9 protein-coding genes and 3 tRNA genes are annotated in these 17541 nt (G+C 34.7%); all 12 read right to left on the bottom strand.

Annotated elements, in window-relative coordinates; translation table 11 throughout:
- Nucleotides 1-41: 41 nt before the first annotated feature.
- Nucleotides 42-3113 carry a SusC/RagA family TonB-linked outer membrane protein gene (locus HGP29_RS13805; protein WP_168883009.1) on the bottom strand — a complete coding sequence of 1024 codons (3072 nt, stop codon included), beginning with the start codon at nucleotides 3111-3113 and terminating at the stop codon, nucleotides 42-44.
- Between the two features lie 608 nt (nucleotides 3114-3721).
- The gene (locus HGP29_RS13800; protein ID WP_168883008.1) at nucleotides 3722-5344 is read right to left on the bottom strand and encodes a SusD/RagB family nutrient-binding outer membrane lipoprotein; all 1623 of its coding nucleotides are present in this window, start codon (nucleotides 5342-5344) and stop codon (nucleotides 3722-3724) included.
- Nucleotides 5345-5416: 72 nt separating this feature from the next.
- Complete coding sequence (locus tag HGP29_RS13795; RefSeq protein ID WP_168883007.1) at nucleotides 5417-8494, bottom strand: SusC/RagA family TonB-linked outer membrane protein; 3078 nt, start codon at nucleotides 8492-8494, stop codon at nucleotides 5417-5419.
- Nucleotides 8495-8963: 469 nt separating this feature from the next.
- A complete protein-coding gene (locus HGP29_RS13790; protein WP_168883006.1) occupies nucleotides 8964-9167 on the bottom strand; it encodes a hypothetical protein in 204 nt (67 codons plus the stop codon).
- Nucleotides 9168-9321: 154 nt separating this feature from the next.
- Nucleotides 9322-9395, bottom strand: a tRNA-His gene (locus tag HGP29_RS13785).
- A gap of 26 nt (nucleotides 9396-9421) precedes the next feature.
- A tRNA-His gene (locus HGP29_RS13780) sits at nucleotides 9422-9495 on the bottom strand.
- Between the two features lie 266 nt (nucleotides 9496-9761).
- Nucleotides 9762-9835 (bottom strand) — tRNA-His (locus HGP29_RS13775).
- Between the two features lie 78 nt (nucleotides 9836-9913).
- A complete protein-coding gene (locus HGP29_RS13770) occupies nucleotides 9914-11248 on the bottom strand; it encodes a dihydroorotase (RefSeq protein ID WP_168883005.1) in 1335 nt (444 codons plus the stop codon).
- A gap of 91 nt (nucleotides 11249-11339) precedes the next feature.
- Nucleotides 11340-12944 carry a PepSY-associated TM helix domain-containing protein gene (locus HGP29_RS13765; protein WP_168883004.1) on the bottom strand — a complete coding sequence of 535 codons (1605 nt, stop codon included), beginning with the start codon at nucleotides 12942-12944 and terminating at the stop codon, nucleotides 11340-11342.
- A gap of 3 nt (nucleotides 12945-12947) precedes the next feature.
- Nucleotides 12948-13223, bottom strand: a complete 276-nt coding sequence (locus HGP29_RS13760) for a hypothetical protein (RefSeq protein ID WP_168883003.1) — start codon at nucleotides 13221-13223, stop codon at nucleotides 12948-12950.
- 384 nt (nucleotides 13224-13607) lie between these two features.
- Complete coding sequence (locus HGP29_RS13755) at nucleotides 13608-14930, bottom strand: hypothetical protein (protein ID WP_168883002.1); 1323 nt, start codon at nucleotides 14928-14930, stop codon at nucleotides 13608-13610.
- A gap of 11 nt (nucleotides 14931-14941) precedes the next feature.
- The gene (locus HGP29_RS13750) at nucleotides 14942-17329 is read right to left on the bottom strand and encodes a TonB-dependent receptor (RefSeq protein ID WP_168883001.1); all 2388 of its coding nucleotides are present in this window, start codon (nucleotides 17327-17329) and stop codon (nucleotides 14942-14944) included.
- Nucleotides 17330-17541: the final 212 nt, after the last annotated feature.

Genomic DNA, 17541 nt, shown 5'->3' with positions numbered 1-17541 from the left:
TACCCTCCCTAATATCTAAATTAACTTACTAAGCTGGTCGATTAGAATTTCATTTTGATATCAAAACCATAGCTTCTTGGCGATGGTAATTGACCGAATTCAAATCCTTGACCGTCTAAACCAGTACCGAAACCAGCTTGAGGATCAATGTTAGGAGCATTAGAGTGAATCATCCATAAGTTGTTACCAACAAATGCAACACTCATCCCCTTGATACCATACTTCTTAGTTAAAGATGAAGGAATATTATATGCGATAGACAACTCTGCTAACTTAACATAAGTTGCGTCGTATAAATACTCTTCGTGGATACCATATAATGATTGGTAGTAATCTTGAGCAGGTACAACAATTGTGTTAGGGTTACCGTCTACACCTACACCTTGAGTTACTCTACCATCTTCACGGTTTACAGCAGTTACGTCTAGTACACCTGCATATTCACCAAACATGTTTGATACTGAGAAGATGTCACCACCCATAGAGATATCAATCAATGCTGATAAAGTGAAGTTCTTGTAAGAGATTGAGTTACGGATACCACCTCTCCAATCTGGGTTGATTGATCCTAACTTTTCCTTCTCTTCAGATTTCATTGGGAAACCATTTTCATCTACTAGTATGTTACCAGCATCATCTCTTTGGTAAGCATAACCGTAGAATGTACCTAACTCCTCACCCGGACGAGCTTCAGTAGTTAATCCCCAATATTCACCTAACACGAATGAATCAATACCTTCTGCTAATTCAACAACTTCGTTTTTGTTTTTAGAGAAGTTGAATGAAACATCCCAAGTTAAATCTTCAGTTTGAACTGGAGTAGCATATACCATTAGTTCGAAACCTTTGTTATCGATTTGACCTGCGTTGATATATGAATATCTATAACCTGATGCTGCTGAAACGTCTGCTGGTACGATTTGGTCATAAGTTGACTTCTCGTAGTAAGCGGCTTCAAATCCAATACGGTTATTTAAGAATGCCATGTCTAAACCAACTTCCCATGATTGAGTAGATTCTGGTCTTAAGTCAGGGTTAGCTTCTGTAGTCTCATACTTGAACATTGGATAGCCATTATAAGGAAGACCTGAAACATATACGTTAGAAGTTGAGTAAGGAGTTGCTCCGTTACCTACTTCAGCCCAACCACCTCTAATTTTACCATTTGAGATCCAGTTTGGTAATTCCATGTGTTCAGAGAATACATATGATAAGTTCACTGAAGGATACATGAAAGAGTTGTTTGCTTTTGGTAAAGTCGAAGACCAGTCGTTACGAACTGAGATGTCTGCAAATAAGAAATCTTTGTAACCTACTGAAGCTGTACCATATAATGAATTAATGATTTGCTCTTCGAAATACGTTTGAGAATCTACTTGACCCGTTGCGTTAGCAGGAGTATAAACACCAGGTGATGCTAAACCAAATGCAGTCATAGAGTTTGATTTGTAAACTCTGTACATGTTGTTACCACCAAAGTTAGCATTCACATTCCAGTCAGTACCGAAGTCTTTTGAGAACGAGAATAAGAAATCAAAGTTTGTTTCATTTACAAAGTAGTTAGACTCTGTGAAACCACCATCAGGGTCGTTGATTGAGTACATCGCTGACTTAGATAAACGGTTTTCAGTATACAAGTCTGTACCACCTTTCACTTTGAAGTTTAAGTAATCAGTGATGTTCCATTTCAATGAAGCAAAACCATTAATACGATCTCTTAACTGCGAGTTTGTATTCTCATGTAAGATCCAGTAAGGGTTGTCATGGTAGTTGTAGTTCCAGTTATATGGAGTACCATCTACTTTTTTGTAGTCTTTCAATAAGTTGTAATCTACTTGACGACCACCCCATACGAATTGTTGCATGACGTTATTTTCACCATAACCTTGTTGAGGAAGGTTATCTGATTGTCTTCTTGAGTAAGTTACTTTTGAATCTAATTGTAACTTATCAGTGATCTTATGACCGAAATTCAATGATGCTGAATAGTTTTCTAATCCAGTGTTAGGTACCATACCTTTTTGGTCAGAATACATCATTGAGAAACGTACATTTGATTTATCTGTAGCGTTTTGAATCGAAAGGTTTGTTGTAGAAACATGACCTGTCTCGAAGAAGTCTTCCACATTGTTAGGAGAAGACACCCATGGCACTGCCTCACCATTAGAATGGAATTGAGGAATCATTAGACCTGCATCTAATTTAGGACCCCAAGATTCGTCCACACCATCATAAACACCACCATTTTTACCATCAACAAAAGAGAATTGACCATTTAAACCTTGACCATATTCATTTTGGTAGTTAGGTAAAATTAATGGGTTTTGGAAAGTAGTTGTGTTTGATAATGAAACACCTAAACCTTCTGAACCTTTACCTGATTTTGTAGTAATTACAATTGCACCATTTTGTGCTCTTGAACCATACAAAGCGGCTGCGTTTGGTCCTTTTAGTACCGACATTGACTCAATATCATCTGGGTTGATGTCGTTAATTGGAGAACCGAAGTCAGTACCACCACTAGAAGTGTTACCAGAGTTGTAAGTGTTATCCACTGGAACACCGTCAATTACGAATAAAGGTTGGTTGTTACCTGTTAATGATGAGTTACCACGGATAGTGATACGAGATGAAGCACCTGGAGCCCCTGATGAAGTGTTTACCATCACACCAGCAACTTTACCATTTAGGTTGTTTAATACTCCGTTGTCTGATCCTTTTAGGTCATCTCCTTTTACTTCAGAAACTGAATAACCTAAAGATTTTTTGTCTTTTTCGATACCTAATGCTGTAACAACTACTTCTTCTAATTGCTCAACATCCTCTTCCATTGCAAACTCAAATTTAGATTGAGTGCCGATTGCAACAGTTTGAGTTTTGTAACCGATAAGTCTTACGACTAATTTTTCGGCAGTTTCAGGGGCATCGATACTGAAAGTACCATCAAAAGATGTTACTGCACCAATAGTTGTTCCCTCTACCATTACTGTAGCGCCAGGAAGCGTCTCGCCAGAAGCGTCCATAACAACGCCTTCAATTTTTCGCTCTTGAGCTATAGCCGCAGCTGTTAACCCCAAGAACAAAAAGAGAAATTGAAGTACTCTTTTTTTCATGTTGATAGATAATAATTGATTGATTGGATAATAAAATTAGTCCTATTGAAAAGGTTAAAACTCCTTCAAAAGGGTCTAACAATACTTTTTAATGTTTCAAAAAGTTTGAAAGTTATTTATTGTATTAATGCAAGCTTAGCCCAACGTAGTTCTTAATGGATTAATAGTTTAGGAACTGAAGTTTAGCGTTGGATTTTTTTATCGTTTGCAATACAAGTTTAACACTGTATAAACATAAATCACAAATCGTTTAACATATAGAAAGAGTTGAACAATTCTTCATTAATACACTATGCAATTGATTACCTGCACATTACGAATATCTAAATAATCTTAAATTCATAGTACATTATGTTAACAACAAAGTAACAATGAAACTTTCCAATTCAATCAAAAATCACATAACAATCTACAAATCAATTATTTAATTGGAAACAATGTAACAAAAGTGAAATTTACACTTCGTTAATTTTTTAAATCACTGAATAGTCAAAAATATAAGGTTTCAAAGATTTTGATTATTTCCAATTTTTTAACTAAAAACAAAAAAACCATCCCTTTTCAGAGATGGTTTCTTAATTTATTCAACTACCTGAGTTCAATCAATATTATTCATTGATTAGATAGTCAATTTCAGGTGATTTTTCAGCAAACCACACTTTCTTACCGTAAACTGTTTGTTCGATTCCTTGAGCAGCCTTCGAGAAGTTCTCGAAGTTTGTTGTCTGCTCAGAGAAAGGATAAGGGAATCTGTTAGGAAGACCTCTTTCGTACTGTCTAGCACCTCTTACCCAATGAATTCTTGGTAAAGCTGTTCTTCTTAACTCAGCAAATGCTTCTGCACCATTTGAGAATAAAGCTAGGTACTTTTGTTCCATGATCTGTGTCATAGGATCTTTTCCGCTTGCTTTTAACTCATCAATTACAATTTGAGCATCTGAACCAGGTTGACCAACTTCCACACCTACTTCAGGATAAATTGGTGCATTGTATTCAGCTACCTCAGAATACTGTTTTTCAAATGATGCTCTGATACCTGCTTCTAAGAATGTTTGGTAATCACCAACTGGAACATTTAATCTATAAGCAGCTTCAGCTTTAATAAACTGAATTTCAGCATATGACATCCAGAATGATTTACCCGCAGCTTGCTCTCTGAAAAGGTTACCAATTCTCGAAATTGTATTCAAACTTGGAGACTCTTCTCTAGGAACACCATTCTCTTGACCAACATAAACTGGTACTCCAGGCTTAGAATCAGGAGATGGTTGAGCAAAGATATACAACCTGTTGTCGTTGTTCTCTTTCAACATATCCACAACAGTTTTTGAAACTGCGAAGTCATCTCTGTTGTCGATGTATCTGTTGTAATAAATTGGCTGCATGTATGGTTGAGAACCTAAGTATTGTAACTCAGCATCATCTGCATTTGATTCAAACATTGGTCTCTCACCATTTGCAAACAATGCAGTTAAACCCTCAGTAGCAAAAGATGGATCCGTTGTACTCATTCTGATATAAATACGAGCTGCTAACGAGTTCGCTAATTTTTGCCATTTTGTAGAAGATCCTCTATAGATAAGGTCAGTACCACCATCAATAGAACCACCAATTGCCAACAATGCATTTGCTTCTTCTAGCTCTTCTAATAAAGCTTTGTAAATGAACTCTTGGTCATCATATTTAGGTTGGAAATTTGTTGTTTCGTAACCTAACTCAATCGTTTGGAAAGCTTCAGTGTAAGGAATATCACCAAATGCATCCGTCATTGAGATAAAGAAATAAGCTTTTGCAGTTTTTAAAGCACCGATTAATGCCTCATCATTTCTTACAGCAACCTCATTTCCAGCTTCTTCATTATTCGCTTTTCTTTCATATGCAGCTTTAATTGCTAACTCTAAGTCATACAAACCTGCTAAGTTTGTTTCTCCAGAGATACCCGCATACATTCTTTTCCAGATCTCATCCATTACTGAAGGACGGTATTCATACCAATCTTCATCGATGTATTGGATTTTTGAGAAATGTTGAGACCAAATACCTGCAGCTGTTAAGTTGAAGTATTGACCTTGTACACCATAGAAAGAACCTGTAGATGTATACAATACATTGGCAAATAAACTTTCTGGATCTACTTTCGATGGGTAGTTTGGATTTTCTCTTAATTGATCAAAATCCTTAAAACATGAGGTTAAACTAATCGACAAAACAATCGCCGATATTAGTTTCATATATTTAGTCATAATTGTAAACTTTAGGATTGGAGTGCTTTTTAACACACTCCTTTTGAATCATTAATTGGATTAGAATTGAAGCTTGATATCAAAACCGAAACTTCTAGCTGTTGGTAACTGACCAAATTCAAAACCTTGACCAGCCATACCTGCACCAAATCCTGCTTGAGGGTCGATGTTTGGAGCGTTTTTATACATCATCCATAAATCATTACCTACTGCAGAAACTGTCATTCCTTTAATACCTGAGTTACCCAACCAAGCTTGTGGTAAACGGTATCCAATTGATAATTGTGCTAACTTCACATAAGTCGCATCATATACGTATTCTTCATGAATACCATATAAAGACTGGTAGTAAGTCATTGCATCAGCAGATACTTCGTTTTTCTTGTATCCACCATTTCCGTCAGGTACAACACCTACAGTTCTACCATTCTCTCTGTCAATAGCAGTTTTTTCAAGAACACCTGCATACTCACCAAACATGTTTGTTACTGAGAAGATGCTACCACCAATTGACATATCGATTAATGCTGAAACAACAATACCTTTGTAAGTGAATGTGTTTCTGATACCACCTCTCCAGTCTGGGTTGATGTCACCTAAAGCTTCTTTTTCATCTTTTCTTAAAGGAATACCTTGCTCATTTACAATGATGTCACCATCAGGAGAACGTTGGTATTTGATACCATATAAAGTACCCATTGCCTCACCTGGACGAGCTTCAGTTGTTAGACCCCAATAGTCACCTAAGATAAATGAATCTACACCATCAGCTAATGATTTTACAGTGTTTACGTTTCTAGTGAAGTTGAAGGAAACATCCCACTGGAAATCATTTGTTTGAACTGGTGTACCATAAAGTAAGAATTCAAAACCTTTGTTTTCAATTTCACCGGCGTTAATTGTAGAATATCTATATCCTGAAGATGAAGATACGTCAGCATTTACGATTTGATCGTAAGTATTTTTCTTATAATAAACAGCCTCGAAACCTAATCTGTTATTTAAGAAACTCATCTCTAAACCTGTTTCCCAAGAGTTAGTAGTCTCTGGTCTTAAGTTAGGGTTAGCTTGTGTATGCTCATACTTAAACATCGGGTTACCATCCCATGGAAGTGGAGAACGGTAAGTGTTCATCAACATGTATGGGTTGGCAGCAGCACCTACTTGTGCCCAACCACCTCTTACTTTAGCGTTAGAGATAAAGTTTGGTAAATCTAAATGCTCAGAGAATACATATGATAGGTTCATCGCAGGATATAAGAAACTATCATTAGCAGCTGGTAAAGTAGAAGACCAGTCATTTCTTACTGAAACATCAAAGAATAAGTAATCTCTGAAGCCTACTGAACCTGTTGCATATAATGAGTTAATCACTTGCTCCTCGAAGTATGTAGTTGCACCTACTTGCCCTACTGCGTTCGCTGGAGTATAAATACCTGCTGTAGCTAAACCAGTAACTTCCATTGCATCTCTCTTGTAATTTCTATACATGTTGTTACCACCTGCATTTGCTGAGATGTTCCAATCAGGACCAAAATCTTTCGAGAATGATAATAAGAAATCAAAGTTTGATTCACTTACAAAATAGTTCTCCTCAACGAATCCACCAGTTGGGTTGTTGATTGAATACTTTGCAGTTCTTGCCATACGGTTTTCAGAATAGAAGTCCGTACCACCTTTAACTTGTAAGCTTAAGTAATCTGTGAAGTTATACTTTAATGAAGCAAAACCATTCACACGATCTCTTCTTTGTGAGTTAGTATTCTCATGAACAATCCAATATGGGTTATCATGGTAGTTGTAGTTCCAGTTATAAGGAGTACCGTCTGCTTTTTTATAATCTCTAAGCTGATTAGTATCTACCTGACGACCGAACCATACAAATTGCTGCATTACGTTGTTCGCACCGTAACCTTGTGCTGGAAGGTTATCCGCTTGTCTATTTGAATATGTTACTTTCGAATCGAATCTTAACTTGTCACTGATCTTATGACCAATTGCCATTGAAGTACTGATGTTATTCAAACCAGTATTAGGTACCATACCTTTTTGATCTGAATACATCAATGAGAATCTCAAATTTGTATTATCTGTACCATGAGCAATGGCTAAGTTCGTTGTAGAAACATGACCTGTTTCGAAGAAGTCTCTTACGTTATTAGGGCTAGATTTCATTTCTACTAACTCACCGTTAGAGAAGAACTGTGGCGCCATGTAACCTGCATCTAAACGAGGACCCCATGATTCGTCAAAACCATCGTGAGTACCACCACCACGGCCATCAACGAATGCGAACTCACCGTTCATACCTTGACCATAAGTGTTTTGGTAATCTGGTAAGATTAATGGCGTTTGGAAAGTTGTAGTGTTTGATAAAGTTACACCTAAACCTTTCGTTCCTTTACCTTTTTTAGTTGTAATGATGATTGCACCATTTACCGCTCTTGATCCATAAAGAGCTGCTGCGTTTGGTCCTTTTAAGACCGTCATTGATTCAATATCGTCAGGGTTGATATCTGAGATTGGAGATCCGAAATCGGCAGTACCTGAAGATGTGTTACCTGAGTTATAAGTGTTATCCACTGGAACACCATCAACAATATAAAGTGGTTGGTTATCGCCAGTTAAAGATGAGTTACCTCTAATTACAACTCTAGATGAAGCACCAACTGCTCCAGAAGAAGCCGTTACTTGAACACCTGCAACCTGACCGTTTAATGAGCTCAATAAGTCATTGTCCGCAGATTTAAGGTCATCACCTTTTACTTCAGTTACAGAATAACCTAAAGACTTTTTGTCTTTTTCCATACCTAAAGCTGTTACTACTACTTCTTCTAATTCTTGAGCATCCTCTTGAAGAGTAAAATTGATCACTGCTTGTGTACCAATATTTACTGTTTGAGTAGTATAACCGATAAGTCTTACTTGAAGTTGTTCTCCCGATTCAGGGACTGAGATTGAAAATTCGCCATCAAAATTGGTTACTGCTCCAACTGTAGTTCCTACAACCATTACGGTTGCACCAGGCAAAGTTTCGCCGTTGGCGTCAGACACAACGCCTTCTACTCTTCTATCTTGGGCAAATAATGAAGTTACAATACCCAACATAAAAGAGAACAAGAATAAAGTTCTCTTCATGATAATTTAAAGTGGAATAATAAAATTGGTTGTTTTTAATGTTTTGAAGCTTTCACTTCTAAACAGACAAGGCAGTACTACCCTATTTTCAAAAATGTATGTAGTGAAATGTTATGAGATACACATCTTTGAAAAGGTATAAGAAATAAGTACTGATATATGATAGGTACCTGTAAACAGGATTTTTTGGTTTTATTTTTAGTTCAAATAATAAATAGAATTAGTTTAGACTCTTGTGATGTCTCCATCACATGTGATTTTAGTTTTTAGTAATTACTGATAGTACAAGAATAACAGATTGTTAAGTTTAGAGTTACATAATTTAACGATTTTTGAATATAACAAACATCACAATCATGTATTTTGAATACTATAACAAACAGATAGTCAATAACAATACATACACAACGAAAGAAGGTTCATTTCAACACTTTTTGATGAAATGAACCTTCTTTTTACTTAGTATGTCTTATTTATGTTTTAAACCATTATGAGACTTACCATAATATTTATTTAAGAAACGTCTCTTTTGTTTCTTCTGCTTTTTCTTTCTTCTTAAAGAAGCTTTCACCTCTTTTCTGATACTCTTATTGATGTTTCCAGCTTCAACAGCTTCTACAGCAGAAATATTTAGACCAATAACCAATGAGATTAGAAGTAATGTATTTTTCATAATAAAGATAAAAAAATGGTTTTTAGAATAGATTCATTTTCATAAACGTCTACTCCCATTTTTTAACCTTCGAAAAACGACTATCTACTTTCAGAATATGGTTATTCTCAATAAAAGCACAAAAAAAAAGCTTACCATTTCTGATAAGCTTTTGGGCGAACGATGGGATTCGAACCCACGGCCCCCGGAACCACAAACCGGTGCTCTAACCAACTGAGCTACGATCGCCATAACCAACAAAAAAATAAAACTTGGGCGAACGATGGGATTCGAACCCACGGCCCCCGGAACCACAAACCGGTGCTCTAACCAACTGAGCTACGATCGCCGTTTTATTTTTTGCTGTGCAAAGGTAAGAATAATACAATGTCTAATCCTAATATTTTTTTCAAAACAAAATGAAATGGAATTCAAACCATTATTAATCAATTGAATAAATTTATAAAATCATTCAAAAAAGTAATTTATTGAGGCTTTTCATCTACTCAATTAGACTTCTTCTCTTATTACCTTCCTATTTTAATAGTATTATTTCTAAGCAGTACTAAAAAATAAAGACAAAAAAAAGACTTACCATTTCTGATAAGTCTCTTGGGCGAACGATGGGATTCGAACCCACGGCCCCCGGAACCACAAACCGGTGCTCTAACCAACTGAGCTACGATCGCCATATGATTGCGATGCAAATATGGAATTAATAGTATTATTTTCCAAACTTTACATCGCAAACAAAATTAAATACAAAATTATCTACTGAAAGTCAGTCTCTTTCCTTTTACACTTTCATGGAAAGTACCATTTTCATAGGCTAAATGCCCTGATACAATAGTGTGTGTAATGCTTGATGAGAAGGTATGACCTTCAAATGGAGACCATCCACACTTATAATTAAGATTTGATTTATCTACTTTTTGAGGAGCATTAAGATCTACCAATACTAAATCTGCCCAATACCCTTCTCTAATGTATCCACGTTTTTCAACATCGAACAAGATTGCAGGGTTATGACATGCTTTCTCAACAATTTTTTCTAAGGAGATTTTACCTTGTTTATGGAAATCCATTAGTACTTGAAGAGAGTGTTGTACCAATGGTCCTCCAGAAGGTGCTGAAAGGTATTTATTTGACTTTTCGGCTAAGGTATGCGGTGCATGATCTGTAGCGATTACATCAATTTTGTCATTAAGAACACCTTGAAGTATACCCGCTCCATCTTCTTTAGTCTTTACAGCAGGGTTCCACTTAATAAATGCTCCTTTTTCTTTATAATCTTCATCAGAGAACCACATATGGTGTACACATGCCTCTGCTGTGATTTTCTTATCTTTTAATGGAATATCATTTCTGAATAGTTCCAATTCTTTCGCTGTAGAAATATGAAGAATATGTAATCTAGCACCATGCTTTTCTGCCAATGCAATTGCCTTTGATGAAGATGAATAACATGCCTCAGCACTTCTGATTTCTGGGTGACATTCCATTGGAATATCTTCTCCGTACTTTTCTTTATATCTCTCTAAGTTCTCAGCAATCATTGGATCATCCTCACAGTGTGATGCAATAATCATCTGAGCATTCTTAAATAGGTTTCCTAGAGTTTCCTCATTATCTACCAACATGTTTCCTGTTGATGACCCCATAAACACCTTAATACCACAAACATTCTTAGGGTCAGCTTTTAATACTTCCTCTAAATTATCGTTTGAAGCACCGATGTAAAACGAGTAGTTCGCTAATGAAGTTCTCTCAGCAATGCTGTATTTTTCTTCTAACTTTTCTATTGTTACAGTAGGTGGCTTTGTGTTAGGCATCTCCATAAATGAAGTGACACCTCCTGAAACAGCAGCTCTTGATTCTGTCTCGATGTTAGCCTTCTCAGTTAGACCTGGCTCTCTGAAGTGAACTTGATCATCGATTAAGCCCGGTAATAAATGCTTACCTTCTGCTTCAATTACTTGTTCGTCTTCTGCTTGAATAGAAGTTGCAATTTTATCAATTACACCATCAACTACTCTTACATCACCTTTAAACGTTTTGCCCTCATTTACGATCTGGGCATTTTTGATCAGAATCTTAGTCATAATAAAAAATTTCTCTCTTTGGATTTGACATGGCGAAGATACTGCGAGAAAAGTACTTTTGAAAGTAAAATTAACTACTTACTCTAATCAATTAATAGGTAGTAGCAAGTTCCTTTTCAAACTTTTTATGGTTAGAATCTTTAGGTGATTGATTTATATTAAATTTTGAAAATAGTAAACCTGAAATACCTGTAAATAACCAGAAGATATCAACTATTGCTACATTTGAGTATGTAAAAAGAGTATTCCAAAACCAATCCCCAGTTACAATACCATTTACAAAAGGAATCAAAATAGCAATTACACCTCCACTTATTAGAAATACTTTATTGAGCGTTGAGTATTTTTCTATAAAATAACCACTTACTGACATCAAGACCCATAAACCAAAAAATAAAAGGTTAACATATAAAGTTCTATCTTGAAGGTCAAGGGGTACTATCTTATTAAAAATAAATAAAAGAGCAGTAGCTGGAAATAAACTTAGGCAAATACTAAGATATGATTTCGTTACCTTATGGTGAAAACTTCTTTGCTTTTCGGAGTATCGCTTATTGTCCCTTGCTTTTCGCCAAATCATGACACCCGAAAGAATCATGATACAAGTAAGCATGGCTAAAACAAAGTATATTACTCTCATTGTATGACCACCAAAATTACCAAAGTGTAATTTCGATATGTAATCTAATACCGCTAAACTATAACCTTTGTTGTGTGGAAAAACACTATATTCTTGATTTATCACACCATCTTTAAGAAAGGTCACAACTGCTCCATTACTAAGAATACTTTCTTCACTAGCTAAATGCCAAATTGCAAAACCATCTTCTTTTTTATAATTACGCATACGTACCGTTTGCACTTCATGGTTTGGATATGCTCGTTTTATATTTTTATATATCTCATCAATGGGTATATTATTACTAGCCAATGAAGCATCCTCTTTTACTTCTATTCTATCGTAAGGCCTAATTTTTTGAAGGACTTTATTCTGATCTCCATCGTATTTTAAAAGTACTGTAGGTATTAATATAAAAGTGAGTAAACCAAAAAATGCACCTGTTACAGCATATATCAATTGGAATGGAATACCTATTAACCCCAATACAGTATGCATATTTGTCCATATATTTTTCCATTTCCCTTCAAATACAATTGCATAGAACTTTGTAAACATATTCTGCCAATGTATGATGATCCCTGATATGGTAGCAAAAAGGAAAAATAAAGCAACAAGACCTGAGATGTACTTTCCTACATTTGGAATTTGATCAAAAAAGTGAAGCCTGTATAATGTTTCACCTACTGTTGTTGGCGGAGCTTTTAAATCCTGGATTTTATTTAATGATTCGTGATAATATGCTGCCATTCTAGTATTAGTAGTATCATTTTCTACATGAGAAGCATAAATACTATAAACAGGTGCATGTTCAGATGGTAAGATAATATTCGCTATCTCATAATAATGTAAATTATATGCTTCATCTACTTTTTCAATAGCATTAGCAATATTAATTTCTTCAGTTAATGGGTATCTTAGGTCCTTATTTTCCCATTGGACAATTTCATCTCTAAATAATGAGAATGCTCCCGCATAAAATATAATAAACAGTGCAAAACTGATGACGATACCTGACACTGTATGAACATGGAACATTACATTATAGTCTCTATTCTTTAGCCCTTTAAGTTTCATGATTTAAATGTAGAATATGATGGAAAAAATAGTAATAATACCAAGGATCACTGTCCATGCAACCCAAGCTTTCTTGATATAATAGACCAACAACATCAATCCTACCCAACAGAAAAATGATGTATATGTAGAGGTTAATAACACCGGAGTATCATCTTTAAATAATGTTGATACCGCTAAATGGATCATCATTGTTGCAAAGTATCCTCCAAAGAAAGCCGCAAAAAATTTACTTATTTGAGTTCCTGTTGATGATAAATATTTAGTTTGAGCAGGCATATTTATATTATTCCGATAGTGATTAAAAACAGATGAAATACACCCCAAAACCAAATAAGTTTTACATTCAATTTTACAGTGATAATGATTAGAGGAAGAAAGCACATATAGGCCATCAACCAATAAACGATGGAGGTTGGTGTGTCATAGTGTAACCTAAAAACAACAAAAGCTACAATACCTAATACTATTCCTATTAAATTTTTTATTCTAGAATTGAAATTCATCCAATCAATAAGTGAGGAAGGAAAGTATTTAGAGGTACTATAAAAACAGAAGGATGATAATGTAATAAGAAAAAGAGCCATAATTTAGTTAAAATGGTAAGCACATAAACTACCAAAAGGTAATTCATGTGCTTATTTGAATAATTTAGATTACCAATTAATTATTATTGGCAATGTTAAAAGCTCCAGCTAAATCAGCTCCTGTAACATCGAATGCTTTTGAAGCTGTTGCAGTTCCTGGAGTATATTTATAGTAAGATTGTTCTGTTTTTGTAGCAATTGGAAAATAGATATCACCATCGAATTCAAAAATAATTGAGCCTGTTGAATTCGCTCCTAATTTAGGTGCTCCTTGAATCGGTGTAACAGTTTTTGCCTCTAGATCCAACTCACACCAAGATGCTGTCTCAGCAGAAAATAAAATACCACTAATAGTATTCATGGTAACTGCATCTTGTCTTAATGCTGCAATTTTTTCTTCAAAAGTATTACCAGGTAAAGCATTGATTAAATCTATTGCGTCCTGAGGCACCTCAAGATTAATTTTTGCAATAGCTTTCGAGCCACCAATTAACTTAAACCCATTCATTGTTGGATAGAACACATTTAATGGGTTCAAACTTTTAATAGGTTCAAATACATAAGTTGTATCAATCTCATTACTACCTGCTGGGATTTTATAAATAGCAGAAAAGTTACCTGAACCAATTGAACCACCATCTTGGAAGTATAAATTTCCATTATCATCTAGTAATCCTTGACCAAAGTTATTTACCGTTAAAACACCACCAGAATATGGCTTCTCTACATATGTATCACCAACAAATGATCTAGTTTCCAAGTTTGCTTGGTGTAAATAGAAACCACTGTAAATATTACCATCTACATTTTCTCTGATTGGTGCGAAGACATCGTCTCCTCTAAAAACAAATCTTTGGTATCTGTTATCAAGGTCCATCGGTTTAATACCTTCTGACATATCAATTGTACCTAAAGTTTCTAAAGTGCTAGGGTCAAAAACTGTAATCGCATTTGGAGTAGCTCGGTCTTGATAAACACCAATAGTTTCATCTTTTACCGCTAATCTAAATGATCCGCCATCAATTGTAGGAATTTCACCTGCAACTTCAAACTCACCATCATTATTTACAATTACTCTTGCAAAACCTGCGGCACCGTCAGGACGAGGTAAGAACATTTGAGAATTATAAATTGCTGTTGGCCAAAATCTTTGAAAATCTGTCCCTTGAGACAAATCTACTGTACCAGTTGGTACTTCTTCAAAATAAGCAGCAAATGCTGAAGTTAATGTAGTACCAGTAATTACAAAACCTGAATTCTTGTAAGAGTCAGGATCTAGACCAGTAGTTTGATCTTCTAACTCTAAGTTTTCGTCAGTAGTTTCCTCACATGAAGTAAGAAGTAAGCTTGAAAGTAAAGTAACACATGCTACCTTGAATAAATAATTAAAATAGTTCATTATTGAAAAAATTATAAATGATAACTCACCTTTAAGGCGTAGTTGATACCAGGTCTTGGCACCCTGAAATTGTCATAAATAAGTCTATTCAGTGCATTTCTTACTGTAAAATTCACTGATAATCTTTCCACGGCAGGCTCAACAGTAAGTCCTGTATTCACTAAATGCTGGGCTGGTATTATAAAGTCAGGATTTGCTGTTTCAATATCTCTAACCTCGTTAATACTGTATTCTCCAGTGTAAATATAGTTTGCGAAAAGATTAAGATTAAGACTCTTAACCAGTATATTTTCTATTCTATAATTAGTATTTATGTTATAAAATAATGTCGGAATGTTTGGTAGTTCAGCATCCTGAATAGCATTTTGGTTTAAGCTTGTAGATTGAATCTTATTTGTTTGCTTTGTAAAATTAATATTGAACGAAAGGTTCTTTACAGGTACAACAGTGGTTGATAACTCTATACCGTACCCATCGACTTTTGATTCATTTACAAAAATGGCATTTTCAGGACCATAGTCATCCAATCGAATCAAATCTTCTCGATTTCTAATAAAACCTTCAGCTTGCAGGATAAGTTTTTTGTCTACATTAAACCTTTTATTAAACTGTAAGCCAAGATTAAAATTATTGCTTCGCTCTGGCTTTAGTTGATAATTGGGCAAAATGACACCATAATCACCAAATATTTCTCTTTCTGTAGGTATTCTAGCCGCTTTTTCATAACTACCTCTTACTAAGAAATTCTTTAATAGTTTATACTTCAGTGCCAATCCATATCCTTGAAAGTCTTCATTAACCTCTCTTATTGGTAATTCAGATACATTATCTGCTAAAATATCTATAGATTTAGCATGATATGTATAGTTTTTAAAGAAGCCGACTAATGTAATTTTTTTATTAAAGAATGTTTTTGCCAATTCAGCACCAAAAATATTTTGTTTAATGTTTGAAGGTATGGTGTTAGGGTCAATTATATTACCTCCTATATCTAAACGAACACCTGCAGGGTCATTACCCTTTATTTCTGAATATCTAAAGAAATTACTTCCCTTAAATGTCAATGACTCGGATAGTTCATATTTAACGTTTACTCTATGTGCTGTCCCGAAATTCTCTCCTTCTCTTAAAGTAGCTCTAGAAGCTAATTCAGAACCTTTACCATTACCTGTTGAGAAAAGCTCACCCTTCCAATTATATTTTGCCATAGTACTATCGTATGTATAATCTGTAGTTTGTGAGAATACTCCAAAATATCTTAACTCTAGCCTATTATTAAAGAACTTTTTCCTATAATCAATTCTCTCAGAAAAGGTCGCCAAACCTCTTTCAGCTTCACCTGCAGCTGTATTATAAAGTCTAGGTCCATTCATTAATTGATCATCCCTTTTGCTGTAAGAAACCGATAAAGACAATTCATTTGCCCAAGAAAAGTTTTGAAATACAACGGAACCATCAACAAAAGTTGAAAAGTGTTGATCATGGAATCTTCTTGCATTTATAACTGATTCTGAATAAGTCGGAAAACCATTTTTATCAATTTCCTCATTAAGGTTTTTGATTTTTCTCATTACATAGTCGTTATCAGAATAATTTAAGAATGACGATAACTTCAATGAAATATGGTTATTTATTTTTTTTCCAGCTGAAAAAGTAGCTCTCTGTGTGTTATAAGACCCAATAGAATAGGATACATTAAGGAAGTCTCCAAAATTACGCTTGGGAACCATATTGATACCTCCACCTAAAGCATCTGTTCCGACATCCACAGGCATTACACCTTTGTAGATGTCCATTCTACTTAACATATCAACAGGCAAATTATTTAATTGAATACCACCTCCATAGATTTCAAGTGGAATTCCATCATAATAAATTCTTACTGATTTACCTGTTAGACCATTTAAATTTACGTTTACATTACTACCCAATCCACCCAGTTCTCTTACCACAACACCGGTAGTCTGTTTTAGTATTTCTTGTGCACCAAGTGATTGTTGATCTAATGATTTAATATCTAAAGAACTGATTGTAATAGGCTCTTGCTGCAATTTTGTAGATTCACTTTCACCTATTACTGTTACTTCACCTAAAACTTCAGAGTTAGGTTCTAAAGATATATTCAAATTGAATTCTTCTTTTGTTATATCAAGGTCTTTTTGATATGCTTTAGCTCCCAGAAATTTTATCTCAAGAGTATGTTTTCCAAAATGAACATTTTCAAAATAGAATTCACCATTTTCATCAACTAGTGATTTATGGAATTCCCCATTATCTAAGAAAACTAATGCCCCTATAGCGTTTTCAGAATTCAGTTGAACATGACCAGTAATTTTGCTTTGCCCTAAAAGGTTGGTAACAATTAGACAAGAAAGAAGAAGTAGTATTAATGTCCTCATTATAAAATTGAGTAGCCCTATTTTATTTAGACTAATTTTAAATAATAACTCAAAATTATATAATTTAATCTAATAATTCAAAAAATTATTTAAATAATAACATGTACAATAAATCTGAAAAATTAATAATTAGCTCATAGTGTTTTAGGCATAAAAAAAAGCACCTTAAAGGTGCTTTCTTAAATTCGGCATTATATGCCTTGAAGCTTGTT

This window comes from Flammeovirga agarivorans (assembly GCF_012641475.1).
GTDB classification, from domain to species: Bacteria; Bacteroidota; Bacteroidia; order Cytophagales; family Flammeovirgaceae; genus Flammeovirga; species Flammeovirga agarivorans.
This window is presented reverse-complemented; position numbering and strand designations above follow the sequence as displayed.

Coding starts and splice junctions, on each gene's coding strand:
- HGP29_RS13795 (WP_168883007.1), bottom strand. CDS start 8,494: ATGAAGAGAACTTTATTCTTGTTCTCTTTTATGTTGGGTATTGTAACT.
- HGP29_RS13765 (WP_168883004.1), bottom strand. CDS start 12,944: ATGAAACTTAAAGGGCTAAAGAATAGAGACTATAATGTAATGTTCCAT.
- HGP29_RS13770 (WP_168883005.1), bottom strand. CDS start 11,248: ATGACTAAGATTCTGATCAAAAATGCCCAGATCGTAAATGAGGGCAAA.
- HGP29_RS13800 (WP_168883008.1), bottom strand. CDS start 5,344: ATGAAACTAATATCGGCGATTGTTTTGTCGATTAGTTTAACCTCATGT.
- HGP29_RS13750 (WP_168883001.1), bottom strand. CDS start 17,329: ATGAGGACATTAATACTACTTCTTCTTTCTTGTCTAATTGTTACCAAC.
- HGP29_RS13755 (WP_168883002.1), bottom strand. CDS start 14,930: ATGAACTATTTTAATTATTTATTCAAGGTAGCATGTGTTACTTTACTT.
- HGP29_RS13760 (WP_168883003.1), bottom strand. CDS start 13,223: ATGCCTGCTCAAACTAAATATTTATCATCAACAGGAACTCAAATAAGT.
- HGP29_RS13790 (WP_168883006.1), bottom strand. CDS start 9,167: ATGAAAAATACATTACTTCTAATCTCATTGGTTATTGGTCTAAATATT.
- HGP29_RS13805 (WP_168883009.1), bottom strand. CDS start 3,113: ATGAAAAAAAGAGTACTTCAATTTCTCTTTTTGTTCTTGGGGTTAACA.